The 14,770-nt window shown below is 59.8% G+C and carries 9 protein-coding genes and 8 tRNA genes; 4 read left to right on the top strand and 13 right to left on the bottom strand.

Going from position 1 to position 14,770, the window contains the following annotated elements; genetic code table 11:
- Positions 1–19 precede the first annotated feature (19 nt).
- From HDE72_RS16475 to HDE72_RS16490, 4 genes are all read right to left on the bottom strand, one after another.
- Positions 20–95, bottom strand: a tRNA-Glu gene (locus HDE72_RS16475).
- A gap of 96 nt (positions 96–191) precedes the next feature.
- Positions 192–267: transfer RNA gene (locus HDE72_RS16480), tRNA-Glu, on the bottom strand.
- Between the two features lie 136 nt (positions 268–403).
- Positions 404–479: transfer RNA gene (locus HDE72_RS16485), tRNA-Glu, on the bottom strand.
- A 173-nt stretch (positions 480–652) separates the two neighbouring features.
- Complete coding sequence (locus HDE72_RS16490) at positions 653–1,273, bottom strand: TetR/AcrR family transcriptional regulator (RefSeq protein WP_183742866.1); 621 nt, start codon at positions 1,271–1,273, stop codon at positions 653–655.
- A gap of 107 nt (positions 1,274–1,380) precedes the next feature.
- Here HDE72_RS16490 and HDE72_RS16495 point away from each other — a divergent pair, with 107 nt between their 5' ends.
- Complete coding sequence (locus tag HDE72_RS16495) at positions 1,381–2,943, top strand: FAD-dependent oxidoreductase (protein WP_183742868.1); 1,563 nt, start codon at positions 1,381–1,383, stop codon at positions 2,941–2,943.
- 380 nt (positions 2,944–3,323) lie between these two features.
- Here HDE72_RS16495 and HDE72_RS16500 read toward each other — a convergent pair.
- The 7 genes from HDE72_RS16500 to HDE72_RS16530 form a co-directional block, all read right to left on the bottom strand.
- Positions 3,324–3,399: transfer RNA gene (locus tag HDE72_RS16500), tRNA-Ala, on the bottom strand.
- A gap of 51 nt (positions 3,400–3,450) precedes the next feature.
- Positions 3,451–3,526: transfer RNA gene (locus HDE72_RS16505), tRNA-Glu, on the bottom strand.
- 50 nt (positions 3,527–3,576) lie between these two features.
- Positions 3,577–3,652: transfer RNA gene (locus HDE72_RS16510), tRNA-Ala, on the bottom strand.
- A gap of 133 nt (positions 3,653–3,785) precedes the next feature.
- Positions 3,786–3,861 (bottom strand) — tRNA-Glu (locus tag HDE72_RS16515).
- Positions 3,862–3,912: 51 nt separating this feature from the next.
- Positions 3,913–3,988: transfer RNA gene (locus HDE72_RS16520), tRNA-Ala, on the bottom strand.
- Between the two features lie 147 nt (positions 3,989–4,135).
- Positions 4,136–5,557, bottom strand: coding sequence for a glutamate--tRNA ligase (gene gltX / locus HDE72_RS16525; RefSeq protein WP_183742870.1), 1,422 nt, complete (start codon positions 5,555–5,557; stop codon positions 4,136–4,138).
- 69 nt (positions 5,558–5,626) lie between these two features.
- On the bottom strand, positions 5,627–6,538 hold the full coding sequence (locus HDE72_RS16530; protein WP_183742872.1) for a LysR family transcriptional regulator: 912 nt from the start codon (positions 6,536–6,538) through the stop codon (positions 5,627–5,629).
- 102 nt (positions 6,539–6,640) lie between these two features.
- On the opposite strand from HDE72_RS16530, the gene lysA reads away from it, so the two are divergent.
- Positions 6,641–7,879 (top strand): diaminopimelate decarboxylase, encoded by a 1,239-nt coding sequence (lysA, locus tag HDE72_RS16535; RefSeq protein WP_183742874.1) that lies wholly within the window; start codon positions 6,641–6,643, stop codon positions 7,877–7,879.
- A 68-nt stretch (positions 7,880–7,947) separates the two neighbouring features.
- Entirely contained in the window at positions 7,948–9,495 is a 1,548-nt protein-coding gene (locus HDE72_RS16540) for a phospholipase D family protein (RefSeq protein ID WP_183742876.1), read from the top strand.
- A 6-nt stretch (positions 9,496–9,501) separates the two neighbouring features.
- On the opposite strand, the gene HDE72_RS16545 is transcribed toward HDE72_RS16540, so the two are convergent.
- Together HDE72_RS16545 and apbC are read right to left on the bottom strand one after the other, a co-directional pair.
- Entirely contained in the window at positions 9,502–11,181 is a 1,680-nt protein-coding gene (locus HDE72_RS16545; protein WP_183742878.1) for an alkaline phosphatase family protein, read from the bottom strand.
- 173 nt (positions 11,182–11,354) lie between these two features.
- Positions 11,355–12,443, bottom strand: coding sequence for an iron-sulfur cluster carrier protein ApbC (apbC, locus tag HDE72_RS16550; RefSeq protein WP_183742880.1), 1,089 nt, complete (start codon positions 12,441–12,443; stop codon positions 11,355–11,357).
- A 171-nt stretch (positions 12,444–12,614) separates the two neighbouring features.
- On the opposite strand from apbC, the gene metG reads away from it, so the two are divergent.
- Complete coding sequence (metG, locus tag HDE72_RS16555; protein ID WP_183742888.1) at positions 12,615–14,765, top strand: methionine--tRNA ligase; 2,151 nt, start codon at positions 12,615–12,617, stop codon at positions 14,763–14,765.
- The last annotated feature ends 5 nt before the right edge of the window (positions 14,766–14,770 follow it).

Genomic DNA, 14,770 nt, shown 5'->3' on the forward strand with positions numbered 1-14,770 from the left:
AAGCAGCCGCACTCGAATCTGGCGTCCCCAAGGGGATTCGAACCCCTGTACTCACCGTGAAAGGGTGATGTCCTAGGCCTCTAGACGATGGGGACAAAAAATCTGCCCTGGATGCGCTGCCCTGCATCCGGCCTTGTTGCTGCTCACTACTTGCGGCTGATTATTTACTACAAAGCAGCCGCACTCGAATCTGGCGTCCCCAAGGGGATTCGAACCCCTGTACTCACCGTGAAAGGGTGATGTCCTAGGCCTCTAGACGATGGGGACAGAAATCTGTCCTGAATGCCCGCTTGCGCATCCTGACCTGGTACCGCAGCAATGTTGCAGAAACAAAAAAAGCCTGACTTATCAGGCCCGTTCAGCACTGCATCAATACGTTACAACTAAGTACAACTAAAAATCCTGGCGTCCCCAAGGGGATTCGAACCCCTGTACTCACCGTGAAAGGGTGATGTCCTAGGCCTCTAGACGATGGGGACCTGTGCTGGCTTTACTCTCAGCGGACTCTTCTTTGAAGGCTTTATTTAGCCCCTCAAAAAAGCGTGCGCGAAGTTTAACACGAAGCGATTCACGAAATCAACTACTGGCCTTCTTATTTTCTGTCCCCGCCCTCTCCATGAGGCCGGAAATAAGCGGAAGGCATGCAAGACAATCATGCACCGGCAGGCCGCTGCAGAAAAGATACAAGAAGAGCAATAATTTCCTCATTAAAGCCGGGCTGGTCCAGCACTTCCGGCGTACGGGACGCTGTTTCATGAATGACGGCATGGGCGGCGATACGCGCAATCCGGCATGCAAGCTGCGGATCCGGCACATTCTGCATATAGGGACCAAAAGCGAGCAGAAGCTGTCCCTCGACAAGATCATCGGGGGCGGCATGCCTGACAGAACCCGGGAGCTCCTCGGCGATGGCCCGATGCACCGCTGGGGCGATCCTGTGTTCAGCCACGATAGCCGCAACCAGCAAGGCAAGGGCATCGTGCAGCGAAGATTGGGCGGACAATTGCTCCAACGCCTGCGCTAGCTTTTTCCGGCTTTCAGCGGCATGGCGCAGCTGCAACTCGGCAACGATGGCTTCCTTACCAGGGAAAAACTGATACAAGGAGCTGATATTCACACCGGCACGCTCGGCGATGGCATTCGTGGTCAAGCCCTTCCATCCCGATTCCACCAAAATGTAAGTAGCGGCTTGCGTAATTGCATCCACCGTCGCGCGTGAACGCTCCTGCCTGGGGCGTTTCCTGATCACCGTAGCCGGACGAACTACCTTCATATGTGCGCTCCGAATGCAAGTAGTAAAAATGAAAGCTTTAGCTTACTATTTTACACAGGAAGAAGCAAACACCCACCCGATCAGCCCATGAAAGAAAGCACAATCTGATGAAGCACGGAAAAATAATCGACGTATTGATCGTCGGCGCCGGACCGACCGGCACCACACTGGCCATCGACCTGGCTCGCCGCGGCCTGGAACTGCGCATTATCGACAAAGCCCCCATGGCCTTCGATGGCTCGCGCGCAAAAGGAATCCAGCCGCGCAGCCTGGAAATATTCACCGACCTGGAGGTGCTCGACGACATACTCGCCGCTGGCAGCCTCTATCCCAAATTGGGCGTACACCTCGGGCCGTTCAGCCTTCCATGGGGCATGTTCCGCAATATCGCAGCCACGCCAAGCGTTCCTCATCCCAATACCTGGCTGATTCCCCAATACCGCGTCGACGGTGCACTGCATGCCCGGCTCGGCAAGCTGGGGCATCACGCACAGTTCGGCCACGAATTACTGGATCTGTCGCAAGACAGCGACACGATCACCGCCACGATTTCCACAGCCAACGGCCCGGAAGAAATTACGGCCCGCTATCTGGTAGGCGCCGATGGCGGCAGCAGCGCCGTACGCAAGAAACTCGGCATCGCCTTCAATGGGACGACCAGGGAGCAGGATCGCATGCTGATCGTCGACGCCACCACCACCGGCCTGCCACGCGACCGATGGCACGTCTGGCCACGGCTGGGCGGGAAATTCATAGGCGCCTGCCCGCTTCCGCACACGGATATGTTCCAATGGATGATACGGCTGGCGCCAGACGAGGAAGCGCCACGCGACCTGGCAGGCATCATGCAACGCATCCATGCGCACACGGGCAAGCCGCACATTTCCCTGCGCAACATTCAATGGCAATCGGTATTCAGGCCAAATATCCGCATGGCGGAACACTACCGCGCGGGGCGCGCCTTCCTGGCAGGCGATGCCGCGCACGTGCACACACCGGCTGGCGCCCAGGGACTCAACACCGGCATCCAGGATGCATACAACCTGGGGTGGAAGCTTGCGCAATGCATCGCGGGCGCCGACGATACACTGCTGGATAGTTACGAAGCGGAACGGCAACCTATCGCTGCGCGTGTGCTGGGCCTGTCGACAAAGAAATACGACGCAATCGGCACGCTGAATCCATCCGCGATCAAGCGCGGCAAGGATGAGCAACAACTTGCCTTGACCTATCAAGGCGGCCCGCTAGCCCTGGCAGGCAATCGCACCACGACCCTGCAGGCCGGAGACCGCGCACCCGATGCCACCTTGCGCGACAACAAAGGGGACGAGGTCAGGCTATTTGATTCCTTCAAGGGACCACACTTCAGCGCCATTGCATACGGCCTCGCGGCAGCCAACGAACTCGCCCACCTGGACTGGCCTTCGCTGGGCGCGCCACTGCAGCGCGTGGCAATCAATGCTCCCGCCAGCACTACCGGCCATGCACTCATCGACGCAACGCACACTTTCCGTGATGCCTATGGCGTTACCGGCGCCACCCTGCTACTCGTGCGCCCCGACGGCTACCTCGCACACATCGCCACACAAGACATGCTCGCCACTACACAAGCGGCCATCCGATGCCTGACACCGCCCACCGAACACCAGCAAGACGAGCAGCAGAAATAAAAAAAGCCGCTCAAGGCGACTTTGATTATCTTGTGACTTCTGCGCTATTGGTGGAGGTAAGCGGGAGCTAAGCGCTGACCTCTTGCATGCCATGCAAGCGCCCTAACAGCTAAACCATACTCCCCTGGGGGTATGGCGGAACACTCAGCGGAAATAAAAAAAGCCGCTCCAGGCGACTTTGATTATCTCGTGATTTCTGCGCTATTGGTGGAGGTAAGCGGGAGCTAAGCGCTGACCTCTTGCATGCCATGCAAGCGTCCTCACAGCTAAGTCATACTCCCCCGAGGGGTATGGCGGAAATACTCAGCGGAAATAAAAAAAGCCGCTCAAGGCGACTTTGATTTATTTACTCCAAATTCACTACTAAGTTTCTGCGCTATTGGTGGAGGTAAGCGGGATCGAACCGCTGACCTCTTGCATGCCATGCAAGCGCTCTCCCAGCTGAGCTATACCCCCCGGGCGCAGAAACACTGCTACTTCTTCTTACTCAACAACACCAGACTGAACTGGCGTCCCCAAGGGGATTCGAACCCCTGTACTCACCGTGAAAGGGTGATGTCCTAGGCCTCTAGACGATGGGGACCTTGGTGCTACATCTTACCTCTACAATTTACCACTTTACTTCTGCGCTGTTGGTGGAGGTAAGCGGGATCGAACCGCTGACCTCTTGCATGCCATGCAAGCGCTCTCCCAGCTGAGCTATACCCCCGGGCGCAGAAATAATAAAAGCCGCACTTGGCGACTTTGTTCCACTACTTGCTTTCCATTCGGAACCAGTTTTTTACTGGCCAGAACTTACAACAATCAGTACAAACAACTGCCACTACTATACCACAACTACCTGGCGTCCCCAAGGGGATTCGAACCCCTGTACTCACCGTGAAAGGGTGATGTCCTAGGCCTCTAGACGATGGGGACCGCGGAACTTCCATACAGCTACTGCACCACTTCAACGACCAACAAATCTGTTGGTGGAGGTAAGCGGGATCGAACCGCTGACCTCTTGCATGCCATGCAAGCGCTCTCCCAGCTGAGCTATACCCCCGTTGGTGCAGAAACAAGAGTATAGCAAAGAAGTTTCACTCTGCAAATACCCTTTTTACGCCTATACGTCACATTTCATAGAGGCGATTCCGGCACCGCGCAAACAGGCTGATTTAACAATCCGCCTGTTTGCTACTTTCCATGCAACTTACAGCCACTTCGCCAGGCGCGACAACACCGTCTCGCGGCCGAAAACCACTACCACCTGGTCGATGGCTGGCGTCTGCAACTGGCCCGTCAGGATCAAGCGCAAAGGCATGGCCAGCAGCGGCATCTTGATGGTGTTGGCGGCCAGCACTTCCTTGATCATGGCGGCCACGGCTTCCTTGCTCCACTCTACCGTGGCGATGCGCTCGGCAAACTGGGCCAGCACCGGCTTGATGGCATCCGTGATGTGCTGCTCGACCAGTGCCGCTTCCGGCTGTGGTTCGCGGAAGAACAGCAGCGAGGCAGCGGCCAGTTCATTGACCGTGTTGGCGCGCTCTTTCATCATGCCCAGCACCAGCGCCAGGTCCGGCGCGCCTTCAAAGACCGAGCCTGCGGCCAACATCTGCGGACGGGCCAGGTCAGCCAGGCGGTTGTTGTCCGCCTGCTTGATATAGTGGTTGTTCAGCCAGGCCAGTTTTTCATTGTTGAACTGGGCCGCCGATTTCGACAGATGGTTCAGGTTAAACCACTCGCAGAACTGCGCGGTCGAAAACACTTCGTCGTCGCCGTGGCTCCAGCCCAGGCGCGCCAGGTAGTTCAGCATCGCTTCCGGCAAGAAACCCTGCGCCGGGTAATCCATCACGCTGACGGCGCCATGGCGCTTCGACAGTTTCTCGCCGTCGGCGCCCAGAATCATCGGCAGGTGGCCGTACAAAGGCAGCGGTGCGCCGATGGCGCGCAGGATATTGATCTGGCGCGGGGTGTTGTTGACATGGTCGTCGCCACGGATCACGTGGGTGATCTGCATATCCCAGTCATCGACGGCCACGCAGAAGTTATAGGTCGGCGTGCCATCCGGGCGGGCGATCACCAGGTCGTCCAGCTCGCGGTTGGAAATCGTGATCGTGCCCTTGACCACATCGTCCCAGGTCACGTCGCCATCGAGCGGATTTTTGAAACGCACCACCGGCTTGCGGTCGGCTGGCACGGCCGGCAAGGTCTTGCCTGGCTCCGGACGCCAGGTGCCGTCGTAGCGCGGTTTTTCACCGGCGGCGCGCATGCGTTCGCGCATGGCTTCGACTTCTTCCGGCGAGGAGTAGCACAGGTAGGCCGTGCCCTGCTCCAGCATCTGCGCCACGACTTCGCGGTAGCGGTCCATGCGCTGCATCTGGTAGAACGGGCCTTCGTCGTGGTCCAGGCCCAGCCACTTCATGCCTTCAATAATGGCTTGCACGGCTTCCGGCGTGGAGCGCTCCAGGTCCGTGTCTTCGATGCGCAGCACGAAGGTGCCGCCGAAGTGGCGCGCGTAGGCCCAGCTATATAAAGCAGTGCGGGCGCCGCCCAGGTGTAGATAGCCGGTCGGGCTGGGAGCGAAACGGGTACGGACATGGGTATGAACAGGAAGAGCGGAAGCTGTGGTCATCGAAGTAATCAGGCTTAAATAAATAAAACGCCATTTTACTCTGTTGACCGCCGCCACTCCACTTAGCACTTACAACTGCAACAGGCGCCGCTTTACCACATCGGCCTGCACATGCAGCGCGCGCTCGAACAGCGCCACCAGCTGCGACGGCGGACGGTGCAGCGGCTTGACGATATTCACGGTGAATGGCAAGGAGACGGCAAAGCGGCGTATCTGCAAGCCCTGCCCTGCATAGTCGAGGGCCGTCAGCGGATTGACGATGGCCAGGCCCACGCCTTCGCGCACCATGGCGCACACGGAAGCGGCGCTGTGCGTGTCGAGCGCCATGCGCCGCTCGATTCCGGCCTGGCGGAATATCTCGTCGATCTGCTGGCGGTAGGGGTCGACAGCGGCCAGGCTGATGAAAGGCAGGCCCGCAAAATCCTGCGGCGCCAACACCGGCTTGCTTGCCAGGGGATGGCCATCGGGCAGCACGCACACTTCATCGACCGACATCAGCACGTCAAACGCCGTGCCCGGTGGCGCACTGCCCACTTCCGTCAAGCCGATATCGTGGCGCTGGGCCGACAGCCACTCTTCCAGCAAGGGCGACTCCTGCGGCGTGATGCTGATGCTCACATCGGGAAAATCTGCCACGAACTGCTTGCACGCCTGCGGCAGCAGGGATTGCGAAAACACGGGCAGGCAGGCAATCGACAACTGCCCCTGGTCGAACTGGCGCAAGGCGGTCGCCGTGCTGACGATGCGCTCCAGGCCAAAATAGGCGCGCTGCACTTCCTCGAACAGCTGCAGCGCCTGGGCGGTCGGGCGCAGCCGGCCCCGCTCGCGTTCGAACAGGGTCAGTTCCGTCAGGTATTCCAGGCGCGCCAGTTCGCGGCTGACGGTGGGCTGCGAGGTATGCAGCATGGTCGCGGCGCCCGTGACGCTGCCGGTCGTCATGATGGCGCGGAAAACTTCGATATGGCGTAGGGTGATCGACATAGCCATATCATAAATGAATAAGATAGGCTTAAATAGATATTTTATGTTTGAAGCATAAACGCCGATCATGAGCACATTCCCATCCTCCCACGAAAGCCCACGATGAAGCCAGTTACGGACCAGACCCTCGCCCAACTCGCCCAGCAGCACGGCACGCCTTTATGGGTCTATGACGCGGCCACCATCCGCGCGCGCATTCAGCAGCTAGCCCAGTTCGACACGGTACGCTTCGCGCAGAAGGCCAATTCGAACATCCATCTGCTGACACTGATGCGCGAGGCGGGCGTGCACGTGGACGCCGTCTCGCTGGGCGAAATCGAACGCGCGCTGCAGGCAGGCTACACGCCGGCGCAAACCAATGGCGCTGCCGGCCTGGTATTTACCTGCGACCTGTTCGACCGCGCCACCCTGGCGCGCGTGGTGGAGGCGAAAATCGAAGTCAATTGCGGCTCGGTCGACATGTTGCGTCAGCTGGGCCCCGTCTCGCCCAGCCACCGCGTCTGGCTGCGCATCAATCCGGGCTATGGCCATGGCCACAGCAACAAGACCAATACGGGCGGCGAAAACAGCAAGCACGGTATCTGGCACGAAGAACTGCCAGAAGCGCTGGCCATCATCCGCAAGCATGGCCTGCACCTGGTCGGCCTGCACATGCATATCGGTTCGGGCGTCGATTACAGCCACCTGGAAACCGTCTGCGGCACCATGGTCGGTCTGGTGAAAAACATGGGCCACGACATCGAGGCCATCTCCACCGGCGGCGGCCTGTCCGTGCCTTACCGCGATGGCGAACAGCCGGTGGACACCAATCACTACTTCCAGCTGTGGGATGCAGCGCGCAAGCAGATCGAAACCCATTTGGGCCACCCGGTCCACCTGGAAATCGAACCGGGCCGCTTCCTGGTGGCCGACGCGGGCTTGCTGGTGGCCGAAGTACGGGCCACCAAGCAAATGGGCGGCAATCACTTCACCTTGCTCGACACGGGCTTCAATGAACTGATGCGCCCCGCCATGTATGGCAGCTACCACGCCATGAGCGTGATCGCCCACGACGGCCGTGCACTCGACGCACAGCGCGCCACCGTGGTTGGCGGCCCGCTGTGCGAATCGGGCGACGTGTTCACCCAGCGCGATGGCGGCGTGGTCGAAACAAGGCTGCTGCCTAGCGCGCAAGTGGGCGACTACGTGGTATTCGAAGGCGCGGGTGCGTATGGTGCGTCGATGTCCTCGAACTACAACAGCCGTCCGCATGCGGCGGAATACCTGGTCGATGCAGACCAGTCGCGCGTGATCCGCCGCCGCCAGACCGTGGCTGAGCTGATCGCGCTGGAACAGTTCTAAAGACTATCAGCTCAGCGGTGCGGACATGCGCGTCTGATAACATCGGGCAACTCTGATGAAAGCACGCCATGCCCACCCGTTCCTTCCACCTCCCGACCCTGCTATTTGCCGCCAGCCTGCTGGCCGGCTGCGCGCCCCTGCCCTCGCTGGACGGCAGGGTGGCGTCAAACCGCATCGCCGACACCAGCGATACGCAGCTGGGACTGGCCATTGCCCCCATGGCCGCCCAGCACCCGGGCGTGTCCGGCATCTATGCGCTGGCCGACGGGCGCGACGCGTTTGCCGCGCGCGCCCTGCTGGCCGCTGCCGCCCAGCGCAGCCTCGACGTGCAGTACTACATCTGGCATGAAGACATCACCGGCACCCTGCTGTTCGAAGCGCTACGCCATGCCGCCGAACGGGGCGTGCGCGTGCGCCTGCTGCTCGACGATAACAACACGGCAGGCATGGACGCCACCCTGGCGCAACTGGGCCAGCAAGCCAACCTTGAAATCCGCTTATTCAATCCCTTCCAGCTGCGTAAACCTCGCGCACTGGCCTTTCTGGGCGACTTTTCGCGCCTGAACCGGCGCATGCACAATAAATCGTTCACGGCCGATAACCAGGCCACCATCGTCGGCGGGCGCAATGTGGGTGATGAATATTTTGGCGCAGCCGGCGACGTGCTGTTTTCCGACCTCGACGTGATGGTGATCGGCCCCGTGGTAGATGAAGTGTCGCAGGACTTCGACCGCTACTGGAATAGCGCCTCAGCCTATCCGGCGGCGCTGCTGCTGAAAACACCTGTCGCGAACGGTGCGACCGCCATCGAAGTCAAAGCGGGCAAAGTGGAAGACAGCGCCGCCGCGCTGGAATATGTGGCAGCGATGCGCAGCTCGCCGTTTGTGAAGCAGTTAATGGAACGCAGCCTGCCCCTGGTCTGGGCGCCTACGCGCCTGGTCAGCGACGACCCGGCCAAGGTGCTCGGCAAGGCGCGGCACGGCACGGGCGTGGCCGAGAATCTGAAAAACCTGCTGGGCGTGCCGGCAAAAGAACTGGACCTGATTTCACCGTATTTCGTACCTGGCAAATCGGGCACGCAGGCATTTGCCGACATGGCAAAGGGCGGCGTCAATGTGCGCATCCTGACCAATGCGCTGGAAGCGACCGATGTGGCGGCCGTGCATGCCGGCTACGCCAAATGGCGCAAACCGCTACTGGAAGCCGGCGTGAGCCTGTATGAATCGCGCCGCTCGTGGGAAGAAGGCGACGCGCGCGAACACACGGGCCGCTTCGGCAGTTCCGCATCGAGCCTGCATGCAAAAACCTTTGCCGTGGATGACCAGCGCATTTTTGTGGGCTCCTTCAACTTCGACCCGCGCTCGATCGAATTGAATACGGAAATGGGCCTGGTCATCGACAGCCCCGAACTGGCCAGCCAGCTGGGCGCCGCCATGCGCAGCACCATCCCCCAGCGCGCCTACCAGGTGCACCTGGCGCCAGACGGCTCCCTCTACTGGACCGCCCGCAGCGCCAACGGCAGCACCACGCGCTACGACACGGAGCCGGGCACCAGCGTGTGGAAGCGCATGGGCGTGTCTATCTTGTCGGTGCTGCCGATAGACTGGTTGCTGTAAGCTGTTTTACTTCACCGCCTCCACCAGCACCCGCCCTTCCGAGGCCGATGGCTGGCGTACGCGCAGCAAGTGGGCCAGGGTCGGGGCGATGTCGACCACTTCAGCGTACTGGCCGTAGGCGCCCGGCTTGATCCAGCGCGGGCCGAAGACCATCAGCGGCACGTTGGTGTCATAGGTGTAGGGCGAGCCGTGCGAAGTGCCGCCCACGCCCTTGCCGAAGTACCAGGCCTGCTTCGTTACCACCATCAGGTCGCCCGACAGCTGGCGGTTCCAGGCGCGGCGCATCAGGGTGTCCATGCGCGTAGCCACGGCACCGCTTTCCATCTGCGTGCGCGTGTAGACCTGGGCCAGACCGTCCTGCTCCATCAGATAACGGGCAGCCGCGTTTTCCAGGTCGGCGCGCTTGATGCCGCTTTTTTCTGCCAGTGCATAGTCCAGGTAGATATTCGGCATAGACCAGGTCGTCACCAGCTTGTCCACGCCCAAAGCACCCGCCAGGTGCTGGTTCAGGTCAGCCGCCAGCTTGTCGCCATCGATGCGCTTGGCGGAGATGCCGCGCGCTTCCGTAAATTCAGGCACGTTGGCAAAACCATGGTCGGCCGTCAGCACCACGATCACATTGTCCATGCCGACCTTTTTATCGAGGTCGCCAAAGAAGCTGGCCAGCATGCGGTCCAGGCGCTGCAGATGGTCGTGCGACATCTTGCTTTCCGGGCCGTAGGCGTGGTTCACATAATCGTGCGCCGACAGGCTCACGCCCAGGATATCGGGCACGCCGGCCGGATTGCGGCCCAGGTTTTCGCCATCGACGGCGGCGCGGGCAAATTCCAGGGTCAGCTCGTCGAGGAAGGGGCCGGCCTTCAGACGGCTGTAGTAATCGCCATCGAGGTTGCCGCTGTCGCTGTAATAAGAAAACGGGAAGCTGTTGCGGACGCCCGGTTTGGCCGGCACAAGATCATCACGCGCGTCGTTGACGTAGGCGCTGTCGGCCAGCAGCGGCGTCCAGCTCTTGCCGTAGTAGCGGTCTTGCGGCCTGGCCGCCTGGTAGCTTTGTACCCACTGCGGATGCTGCTGCATATAGTATGTGCTGCTGGCGAAGTTGCCAGTCTTTTCCATATACATATAGGCGGTGCCGGTCTTGCCAGCCAGCAAAATGGCGCCCCGGTCCTTGCCGGACACGGTCACGACCTTGGCCTTGTCGCCAGTCGCGTAGCGCAACTCATCGCCGAGGGTGGTCACGCGCAGCTTGGTCGGCGCCGTGCCATCGTCAGGCCTGGTTTCTTCGCCGATGTAATGGAAATTGCCGTCTTCGGTGCAATACACGGACTTTTTGGTGACGGGATCGATCCAGTTATTGCCGATCACGCCATGCTGATACGGGTAAGCGCCGGACAACACAGCCGAGTGGCCGATAGCGGTGACGGTAATGCCGTGGGCCTGGTGCGCATCGCTGAACCAGGCGCCCTGCTCCAGCAGGCGGCGGAAACCGCCCTGGCCGAACTGGTCGCGGTAGCGCGTTACCTGTTCCTGCGGCAAGCCATCGACCACCAGCACCACCACCAGTTTCGGCTGGGCAGCTTTGGCAGCAGGCGCAGCAGAAGCAGCAAACGCGTGACTGGCCGCCACGCTGGAAACCAGCAACAGCGCGTGCGCCAGTTGCCGGGAAAGGGAAAAGTTCTTGGTCATATGCGCTCGTCTCTATAGTGTCTGTAGGGCACCAGGACGCCGCGCGCCCCTAGCCAGCGGGCAGGATACGCAGCCTATATGACAACATAATGACAATCAATTAACCCTTAACAGGCCGGGGTCGTACCCTGAGGGTACGACCCCAGTCCTTGCCTTGGGCTAAAAGCCGGCAATCAATCGTTCTTGATTACGATCGAAGGGAACTTGCTGGTCATGTCCTTGGCTTTTTCCGCCACCTTGATGGCGATGGTGCGGGCGATCTGTTTGTAGATCACGGCTACCGGGCCGTCCGGCTCGGCTACCACGGTCGGCGTGCCCGAATCGGTTTGCTGGCGGATCGCCATGGTCAAAGGCAAGGCGCCCAGGAATTCCGCGCCGAAGTCGGCGCACATCTTGGCGCCGCCGCCGGCGCCGAAGATTTCTTCTGCGTGGCCGCAGTTCGAGCAGATATGCGTGCTCATGTTTTCCACCACGCCCAGGATAGGAATGCCGACTTTTTCAAACATCTTCAAACCCTTGCGCGCGTCCAGCAGCGCGATGTCTTGCGGCGTGGTCACGATCACGGCGCCCGTGACCGGCACTTTTTGCGACAGGGTCAGCTGGATATCGCCGGTGCCTGGCGGCATGTCGACGATCAAATAATCAAGGTCGCGCCAGTTGGTCTGGTCCAGCAATTGCTGCAAGGCTTGCGTGACCATCGGGCCGCGCCACACCATCGGCTCATCCGGATCGATCATGAAACCGATGGACGACACTTGCAGGCCGTGGTTTTCCATCGGCTCCATGCTCTTGCCATCCAGGGTCTTCGGCTGGCCACTGATGCCCAGCATCATCGGTTGCGACGGTCCATAGATGTCTGCATCCAATATGCCGACGGTCGCGCCTTCGGCTGCCAGGGCCAGCGCCAGGTTGACGGCCGTGGTCGATTTGCCAACACCACCCTTGCCCGAGGCAACGGCGATGATGTTTTTGACATTGTTCATCGGCTTCAAGCCGCGCTGCACCGTGTGCGAAATGATCTTGGACGACACGCCCACGCTGACATTGCCCACGCCCGGCAGCACGCGCAGGGCGGCCAGCACGGATTTGCGGATCAGGTCGATCTGGCTCCTGGCCGGGTAACCGAGCTCGATGTCCAGCGAAATATCGCCGCCATCGACCTTCAGATTCTTGACGGTCTTGCTGGAAACGAAATCTTTATGGGTATTGGGATCAATAACCTGTGTCAGTGCTGCTTTGACGTCTTCTACTGTGATGCTCATGACAATCTCCGGGATGTTCCTACATATGCAATAGGCGCAGTCTAGCGTAAATTTGCCGGTCGCGAGAAAGACAAAAGCGGCGCCGGCGCTTGCCATATATGTTCCGCATCTGCTCATATCGCGTTTCCGCTGTTAAAATGGCTGTTTATCCATCCCAAAAGTGCATCAATCATGACTCGGAAGCTGTTCGTCACCACTGCCCTGCCTTACGCAAACGCCGCATTTCACATTGGCCACATCATGGAATACATCCAGGCCGATATCTGGGTCCGGTTCCAGCGAATGCAACGCGATGGCGCAGCGGCTCGTGAAGTGCACTTTGTAGGCGCCGACGATACGCACGGCACACCTATCATGATTGCTGCCGAAAAAGAAGGCATCACGCCGCAGGAATTCGTCGCCAATATCGCCGCCGGCCGCGCCCAGTACCTGGACGGTTTCCATATCGCCTTTGATAACTGGTATTCGACCGATTCGCCTGAAAACGTGGACTTATCGCAGTCGATCTACCGCAAACTGCGCGATACGGGCCTGATCGTCACGAAAACCGTCGACCGCTTCTTTGACCCCGTCAAGGGCATGTTCCTGGCCGACCGCAACATCAAGGGCGAATGCCCGAAATGCGGCGCCAAGAACCAGTATGGCGACAATTGCGAAGTGTGCGGCGCAGCTTACCAGCCAACCGACCTGGTCAATCCATTCTCGGTCTTCACCAACGCCACGCCCGTGATGAAGCCGTCGGAACAGTATTTCTTCAAGCTGTCGGACCCGCGCTGCTTTGAATTCCTGAAAGGCTGGCTGAACACGCCAGGCCGCTTGCAGCCTGAAATGGTCAACAAGGTCAGCGAATGGCTGGGTGAAGCGGGCGAAAAGCTGGCTGACTGGGACATTTCACGCGATGCGCCTTACTTCGGCATCCCGATTCCCGATGCACCGGGCAAGTTTTTCTATGTCTGGATGGATGCGCCGGTCGGTTACCTGGCCAGCCTGAAAAACTATTGCGACAAGAAAGGCATCGATTTCGACGCCCTGCTGAACGATCCTGCTACCGAACAAATCCATTTCATAGGCAAGGACATCGTCTCCTTCCACTTGCTGTTCTGGCCCGCCATGCTGCAGTTTGCCGGCCACCCGGTGATCGACAAACTGAAAGTCAATGTCCACGGCTTCCTGACGGTCAACAACGAAAAAATGTCGAAGTCGCGCGGCACCGGTATTTCGCCGCTGCGCTACCTGGACCTGGGCATGAACCCGGAATGGCTGCGCTACTACATCGCCTTCAAGCTGAACTCGAAAGTGGAAGACCTGGACTTCAACGGCGACGACTTCGTGGCCCGCGTGAACAGCGACCTGATCGGCAAATATGTGAACATCGCCAGCCGCTGCGCCGGCTTTATCGCCAAGCGTTTCGATGGCAAGCTGGCCAGCACCCTGTCGGACAGCGCGCAAGCGTGGATCAGCCGCGCCCTGACGCATGACGTCAATGGCGTGGTCGTCGAGCGCCAGGCCAGCATCGCCCAGCACTTTGAAAACCGCGAATTCGGCAAGGCCTTGCGCGAAATCATGGAAATCGCCGACATCACCAACCAGTATGTCGATGAAAACAAACCGTGGATCCTGGCCAAGGATGCCGATAAAACGGCGGAATTGCACGATGTCTGCACCACTGCCCTGATCCTGTTCCGCCAGCTGACCATCCTGCTGTCGCCGGTACTGCCGGGCGTGGCCAAAAATGTGGCCTCGTTCCTGAACGACGAGCAATTTAGCTGGGCCGATACGCAAGTGTTTGGCGACGCCGTGTCAAACAGCATGCTGGGCCGCACCATCGGCGCCTACAGCCATTTGATGACGCGCATGGATACCAAGATGATCGAAGCGCTGTTTGATGCACCGCAAGCGGCTGCAGCTGTTCCTGCTCCGGCCACCGAAGCTGTGGCCGAGATTGCCGCCCCTGCCGCTGCCAACATCGAAGCACTGGCGCCCGAGATCAAGATCGACGATTTCCTCAAGGTCGACCTGCGTATCGCCAAAATCGTCAATTGCGAACTGGTCGACGGTTCCGACAAGCTGCTGCGCCTGACCCTGGATGCAGGCGAAGGCCGTTACCGCAATGTATTCTCGGGCATACGCTCGGCCTACCAGCCGGAAGAACTGGTCGGCAAGCTGACAGTGCTGGTGGCCAATCTGGCGCCGCGCAAGATGAAGTTCGGCATTTCCGAAGGCATGGTGATGGCGGCTTCCGCTGCTGACGAGAAAGCCAACCCTGGCATCTACATCCTGAACCCTTGGCCAGGCGCCGAACCTGGCATGCGCATACGTTAAGCGAG

The sequence above is a fragment of the Janthinobacterium saanense genome (assembly GCF_014200675.1).
In the GTDB taxonomy this organism is placed as follows: domain Bacteria; phylum Pseudomonadota; class Gammaproteobacteria; order Burkholderiales; family Burkholderiaceae_D; genus Janthinobacterium.